The following is a 5,984-nucleotide window of genomic DNA, read 5'->3' as shown; positions in this document are numbered from 1 at the left end:
GTCGATCTTGCCGCATGGGATGAAGGCTTCGATGTCGAGCATTTTGTCAGCATCAGGTACAACGGCAGCGACTTCCTCGGGATCGATCATGAGATACTCGCCGTTCTCGATCTCGAAACCTTTAACCTGATCTTCGCGTTCGACGGGGTCGTCAGTTTCAGAGTCGACGAACTCTCGTTTGACCCGATTGCCGGTGGCTTTGTTGATCGTGTGAAAGCTGATGCGCTCGGACGTCGACGAGGCCGTGTACAGGCCGACGGCGCATTTGAAGTCACCGATTTCGAGATGGCCTTTCCATTGAGCGCGATGTGCCATTTATCCCTCCGACTGCTTGCCGGAGAAACTTGCAAATTTGGGTTTCGTTCCTTTGGTGTTATTCCTGCGGAACAGTGACCGGTCGCATTGGCAAGACGTGCGGAACGTTTGGCGATCAGGCCGTCTTGGCCTCAAAGACCGTAGTCATTTGTAAGGGTTTGTCTGCTGCAATTGCAGCATGTCGAAACCACCTAAATCTCCACGTACAAAACCTCTGCTAAGAGAAGATGTCGGCCCATTGAAAAGTCGCCGCCTTCGAAGGCGCGACCCCGCTCAGCCTCAACTGCTTTTCGATCCAATGCCAGAGCGTGTTGAGCCGTGCCTTGCGACGCTCCTCACCCGGCCACCGACAACGGGCGACTGGTCCTGGGAAATAAAGTGGGATGGTTATCGCGTATCAGTCTTCATCGACTCGAATGGCGCGAAAATCCTTACCCGAGGCGGGCACGACTGGACCGATAGATTTCCCTTAATCGCTCAAGGTGCACGGGACCTTGGGCCTACGACAATGATCCTCGATGGCGAAGCAGTAAAATTGGACGACCAAGGTCGATCAGATTTCGGATTGCTGCAGAAATCCTTGGGCGCAACCGGCAAGCGAGACGGAAACAAAGCCTCCGATGCCGTTTTTATGGCTTTTGACCTGCTTTACCTGGATGGTCATGACCTCCGAGGTATGGAGTACAGCACCCGACGTCATCTACTGGAAGACGCTTTAGGCAACACCCCTGGCCCCATCCGTGTTTCCGAAGAGATTGAAGCCGATCCCAATGTTCTTTTGGAGCACGCCTGTTCGCTCGGCCTCGAAGGTATCATCGGAAAGCACAGAGACCGACCCTACAGATCGGGCCGCAACGGCGACTGGGTGAAAATCAAATGCGTCTCAAGCGATGCATTTTTCATAGTTGGTTACGAGCCATCTCCAGGAACGGCTGCGTTTAGGTCGCTTCTACTGGGCGCGTATCGTGGCGACGAGATCGTGTATGTCGGAAGCGTAGGCACCGGCTTCAAAAGCCGCCAAGCGACCGAGCTGCGCAAACTGATGGATACGGTGCGGTGGAAGGAAAAGCGGCCGCCTGTCGCGTACGACGGCGGCGGAAAAGATATCGTTTGGCTCCATCCCACGCTGATCGCCGAGATCGAATATCGGGCTTGGACTGACGATAGCAGACTTCGGCACGCGGCTTACAAAGGCCTGCGTGAGCGGCAAGACAACGCGGATGTCTTCAAAATAAAGTAGCACGACGCAAACGTCACGGACATCGGAACTTCCTAAGCGAAGTCTTGTTCTGGCGCTCCCCAGGGAGTGTGATCATGGACAAAATTCAGGAAGCAGCCATAAGCAACGAACGCGAGAAGCTGCGTTTGCTAATAGTTGAAGACGAGGCGTTGATAGCGATAGCTGTCGAGCAAATGGTCGAGGATGCAGGCTTCCTGTTTGAGACCTCGGTGAACGGCGACGACGCAATAGCTATCTTGGAGGACAGCAACCAATCATTTTCCGCGCTCGTGACAGACATTCGCATACCTGGCCAGGCAACCGGATGGGACGTAGCACGTAGAGCGCGTGAACTGTATCCGAGTATCCCCGTAATCTATATGACGGGCGACAGCACTGGGGAGTGGACGGCTTACGGCGTTCCCGAAAGCATTCTGTTGCAGAAGCCGTTCGCGGAAGTCCAGCTCACGACGGGTTTGGCCACGCTCCTTAACGATGTCCGTCCACTTGCGTAGCCTGTCACGCTTCAGCGGAGGCACTATATTGAAGATGGCCATGGTGAAAGGCTCAAAGGTGGATTTTGTTTGGACGTCCACGGACATGGTCAACTTCGACCTTCATGGTACCCCTTCCTCAAGTGGCAGGGGGTCGGCTGATGAATATTGGCATTCCCGACAGGCCGCTTAGTCCTTTGCTTTCAACTGATCCCGCTGCAGTCTCAGCGCCTTCAACTTCTCGGACTTTGTCCTGGCATCCTGCAAGTCCGCCGCAATCTTCTCGGCGGCTGCGGCTTTGGACACGTCGAAATCGCCTCGGGGGGAAGGTCCACGTGGTCTGCGCTTTTCATGAACGTCGTTGGTCATATTATGAAGCTATATCTTGATCGTTGGGTGTCTGGGTCTCACCGATATCGCCATTCATCATCGTCAGAGAAAGAAGTCAGAAGAGCCTCTTCACTGTCGATCCCACTCTGGTATCTGGCCAATATCGTCGCAGCCAAATCTTGAGCAGCAATCGAGGTGACATCCATGCGACGCTTACGGCACACGCTGCTAGTGACGCGGTGAAGCATCTCCAAATGCTCTGGCGAAACAATAGGATGGAGTACCATGGGATGATCCTATTAAGCCGACTTGGCTTACTCAATTAATTTTTTTAACGGTATGCCGCCGTACAATTCTGCCGGTTCTTCAGGAACTCTCCCCGGTCCCCCGCTGTTGCCATAATGGCGGGAGGCTGCAATGCACGAAGAGCTTGAAGAGGCAGCTGCAGTATTGGCAAAGCCGCGACTCTTTGAAACTGACGAAGATTGGTTGGCGGCTGAGTCATTGGTGTCGATTGTGCTCCAATTTTTGGAGCCGGGTGAGGTTATGCCCAATTATACCGAGCGCACATTGCTGGTAATCGCCAACAAACTGATTGCGCGCTCGATGACACGGAATTGAAAGACGATCTACCCCCTGTCGTCAGCCATCTGACGTAAAGGCCCCGTCGGGCAAGCGACGATAGAGGCCCTGAACTTGCGATTGTAGCAAGGCGGTGCAGGTGCTGCCTCGCCGTCTATTCAGATAAGTCGTCTGATCTGGAGAGTATCTCAAGCGTAGTCAGAACAAGCACCGTCTGACTTACCTCGTCTGCGGTGTAACTTCGAGACCACTGGATCAGCGAAGGGCGTAGAAGTTCAAGCTTCTCGGACATTCCTTTAGGGTGTTGCTTGGCTTCCCCCTGTTCAGCAGGCGGGAGCACCTATTCAGCCCTCAGTTGGCCCCGCCTACGATTTCGGTTGGTGCCAATAGTCGACATCATGCGCTTACAACTTCTTAAAGACAACGTTATCCTAAGAAATTGTCTCAAAGCTCAACCACGGAACGAAATGGTACCGTTCCGATAACGGCTCCGGTTTCAGACATGACGTGAAAAATTTGGCCGTCAATCTTTTCGCCAGCCTTTAGTTTTTCCGCGCACATTTCACGTGCGGCTATAGCTGCTTCCTGCATAGCGACATCGTCATCTGGGAGTTCGACGCCGAGGGTGTCTTCGGAAAACTCTTCGTGATCGCGAACGTGGAAAAAATATTTGGGCATCTTGCCACCTCCGACAGATGAATCGCGAAGGGAAGTTTTCGTTCCACTTACTCGCCGTAGCGCATTGAATATGGTTATCCACTATCGCTGCTGGATCAGCGATGAAACGCTTCAGCACATGCGTCGCGACCGGTGGGATATCATAAGGCAACACCTGGGCAAGGCGGAGCTTCTGAAAATCCAGTCGCTGGCCTAAGGACATAGGTCAACAATATGCTGTCAGTCTTGGTCACCGGGACCCCGCACGAACAGGGCACCAGCCAAGCAGATCAGAACAACTGCCTGTAAAAAGAACATTGGCCATTCGTTTGACATGGCGACAATCCAGCGCGGCACTGTCTGGCTTCGTCCGAAGTCTTGCTCATCTCTGATTGGGACTTTCGCCAGAGCGATATGTATTTCCGCTACATCATCAACGCGTGCGACTTTATCCGCTCCGAGGAGGAGGCGCAACGCGCTTATCCCTAGCCCGTTGGATAACACAAAGGACGCGCCGAGCCAACATGGACAAGTGCCGGGGAATATTATCTTGTCATTTGTACCACTTCGCCGCTCCGGATACTTGCAGGCGCGGTAAGAGTGAATCGGGTTTCCTCATCGTCAGACTTTACTTCCAGCTTGCCGCCATGTGCTCGCGCAATTTCAGAGGCGATATAAAGTCCGAGTCCCAGGCCTTTGACACTGTGCTCGCCGCCGCGCTCAAAGGGACGGAAGAGACGTTCAATTGTGCTTGGATCAATACGCTTCCCGGCATTTGCGACCGATAATTTGAAACCCTCAGGACTGGTGACGGCTTCAACCGTAATAGGGGAGCCCTCTTCACCATGAGTTACAGCGTTGCCGAGCAAATTTGAAAATAATTGGCCAAGGCGGACGTGATCACCTTCGAAGGGATGGGCAAGGTCGAAAGTATAGCGAATATCACGATCCGGCCAAGCTGAAGCAATCTCGCTGACCACCTGAGACAGCGTCGGCTCCAGCGGCTTGGTCTCCGTCTGCAACACAATGCCACCACCCAGGCGGCCACGGGCGAAGTCCATCACGTTCTCAATTAAAGCCCCCATCCTCTGGGCACCTGCCGCCATCATTTGCAGCACGCTCCGCGACTTTTCGTCCTCTGTCCGTCGAAGCAGGATTTGTGTGCCGCCGCTGATCGCCGTAAGTGGGTTGCGCAAGTCATGCCCGAGGACGGCGATGAACTGTTCTCGAAGCTCTGCAGTGTTGCGCTCCTCAGCAAGCTCGCGTTGCGACGCAATGAGCTTGGCTCGGGCATAAATGTGCACTGCAATCAACTCGGCAAACAACCTGAACATCTCAACGACCTCTGTCGAAATGTGGCGCGGCTTTGGATCGATAGCGCAAAGGGTTCCGAAGAAGGTGCCATCCGATAGTACAATGGGCATCGAGATGTAGCTCTGAAAACCGTACATCGCTGGGGTGTGGTGCCTGCAGTAAACACTATCTTCGGCAACGTTATGGATGACCACAACTTGACGGGTATCCCGTATGTCGTTGCAGATAGTGGTTTCGATCCGCAGCTCTCCGCCGGGCTTGAGACCGAAATCTATGTTGTCTAACACCTCACATGCGACCCACCGGTCCTCTGTGACGCGCGCGACCGCCGCAAAACCCATTCCCGTGACCTTTGTCACAACATCCAAAATAGAAGAAACCGACGGGATTTCCCCAATCGCATTCAAGTCACCTGTTAGGTCTGCCATTGGTCTCTCTGAAGCAGGTGTCAAAATGTCAGCCGCAATTCCCTGGCTTTGAGGCCGGAGGTGCGTACGGAGTGGATTGAGATTAGAGGGTAAACACGATGCTTGAAAGATGAAATTCCAGAAGGGCGGTTATCGGAACCTTCTAGAAGACTTTCACATCTATCGGAGGCTTCGTCGCGAATTATCCTCATTGTGACCTGAGCCCCTGAACTTCCTCCAGAATTTGGTAGAGTCTGTCACATCAAGGAGACGGACGGATGAAGCGTTCACGGTTCACGGAAGAACAGATCATCGGGATATTGAAGGAGCAGGAGGCGGGCGCGAAGACGGTTGATGTCTGCCGCAAGCACGGCATCTCGGATGCAACCTTCTACAAATACAAGGCGAAGTATGGCGGCATGGACGTGTCGGATGCCCGCAAGCTGAAGGCGCTTGAGGACGAGAATGCCAAGCTGAAGAAGCTGCTCGCCGAAGCCGTGCTGGACAATGCGATCCTGAAGGATGTCGCCGCAAAAAAATGGTGACGCCCGATGTGAAGCGGAATGCGGTGGGTCACGTCTGTGCACAGCATGGAGTGAGCCAGCGTCGGGCGTGCGAGGTTCTATCGGTGGATCGGTCGAGCATGCGATATCGCAGCGTGCGGCC

6 protein-coding genes and 1 pseudogene are annotated in these 5,984 nt (G+C 53.9%); 4 read left to right on the top strand and 3 right to left on the bottom strand.

Annotated features, from left to right (window positions below; genetic code table 11):
* Positions 1-315: Ku protein (locus tag BLX89_RS23620; RefSeq protein WP_143523751.1), on the bottom strand; the 315-nt coding region annotated here is incomplete at its 3' end.
* Positions 316-493: 178 nt separating this feature from the next.
* Between BLX89_RS23620 and ligD the strand changes: the two genes are divergently transcribed.
* From ligD to BLX89_RS23605, 3 genes are all read left to right on the top strand, one after another.
* The gene (gene ligD, locus BLX89_RS23615) at positions 494-1,555 is read left to right on the top strand and encodes a non-homologous end-joining DNA ligase (protein ID WP_075293378.1); all 1,062 of its coding nucleotides are present in this window, start codon (positions 494-496) and stop codon (positions 1,553-1,555) included.
* Between the two features lie 74 nt (positions 1,556-1,629).
* On the top strand, positions 1,630-2,049 hold the full coding sequence (locus BLX89_RS23610) for a response regulator (RefSeq protein WP_075293377.1): 420 nt from the start codon (positions 1,630-1,632) through the stop codon (positions 2,047-2,049).
* Positions 2,050-2,775: 726 nt separating this feature from the next.
* Positions 2,776-2,979 carry a hypothetical protein gene (locus tag BLX89_RS23605; RefSeq protein ID WP_075293376.1) on the top strand — a complete coding sequence of 68 codons (204 nt, stop codon included), beginning with the start codon at positions 2,776-2,778 and terminating at the stop codon, positions 2,977-2,979.
* Positions 2,980-3,384: 405 nt separating this feature from the next.
* Here the strand turns inward: BLX89_RS23605 and BLX89_RS23600 are convergent, their stop codons facing one another.
* Both BLX89_RS23600 and BLX89_RS23590 read right to left on the bottom strand, forming a co-directional pair.
* Positions 3,385-3,618 carry a DUF6894 family protein gene (locus BLX89_RS23600; RefSeq protein ID WP_075293375.1) on the bottom strand — a complete coding sequence of 78 codons (234 nt, stop codon included), beginning with the start codon at positions 3,616-3,618 and terminating at the stop codon, positions 3,385-3,387.
* A 524-nt stretch (positions 3,619-4,142) separates the two neighbouring features.
* The gene (locus BLX89_RS23590; protein WP_075293373.1) at positions 4,143-5,339 is read right to left on the bottom strand and encodes a GAF domain-containing sensor histidine kinase; all 1,197 of its coding nucleotides are present in this window, start codon (positions 5,337-5,339) and stop codon (positions 4,143-4,145) included.
* Positions 5,340-5,596: 257 nt separating this feature from the next.
* Here BLX89_RS23590 and BLX89_RS23585 point away from each other — a divergent pair.
* Positions 5,597-5,984: pseudogene (locus BLX89_RS23585) on the top strand (transposase); the annotation flags it as partial.

This window comes from Pararhizobium arenae (assembly GCF_001931685.1).
GTDB lineage: Bacteria > Pseudomonadota > Alphaproteobacteria > Rhizobiales > Rhizobiaceae > Pararhizobium > Pararhizobium arenae.
This window is presented reverse-complemented; position numbering and strand designations above follow the sequence as displayed.

Coding starts and splice junctions, on each gene's coding strand:
- ligD (WP_075293378.1), top strand. CDS start 494: ATGTCGAAACCACCTAAATCTCCACGTACAAAACCTCTGCTAAGAGAA.
- BLX89_RS23610 (WP_075293377.1), top strand. CDS start 1,630: ATGGACAAAATTCAGGAAGCAGCCATAAGCAACGAACGCGAGAAGCTG.
- BLX89_RS23605 (WP_075293376.1), top strand. CDS start 2,776: ATGCACGAAGAGCTTGAAGAGGCAGCTGCAGTATTGGCAAAGCCGCGA.
- BLX89_RS23600 (WP_075293375.1), bottom strand. CDS start 3,618: ATGCCCAAATATTTTTTCCACGTTCGCGATCACGAAGAGTTTTCCGAA.
- BLX89_RS23590 (WP_075293373.1), bottom strand. CDS start 5,339: ATGGCAGACCTAACAGGTGACTTGAATGCGATTGGGGAAATCCCGTCG.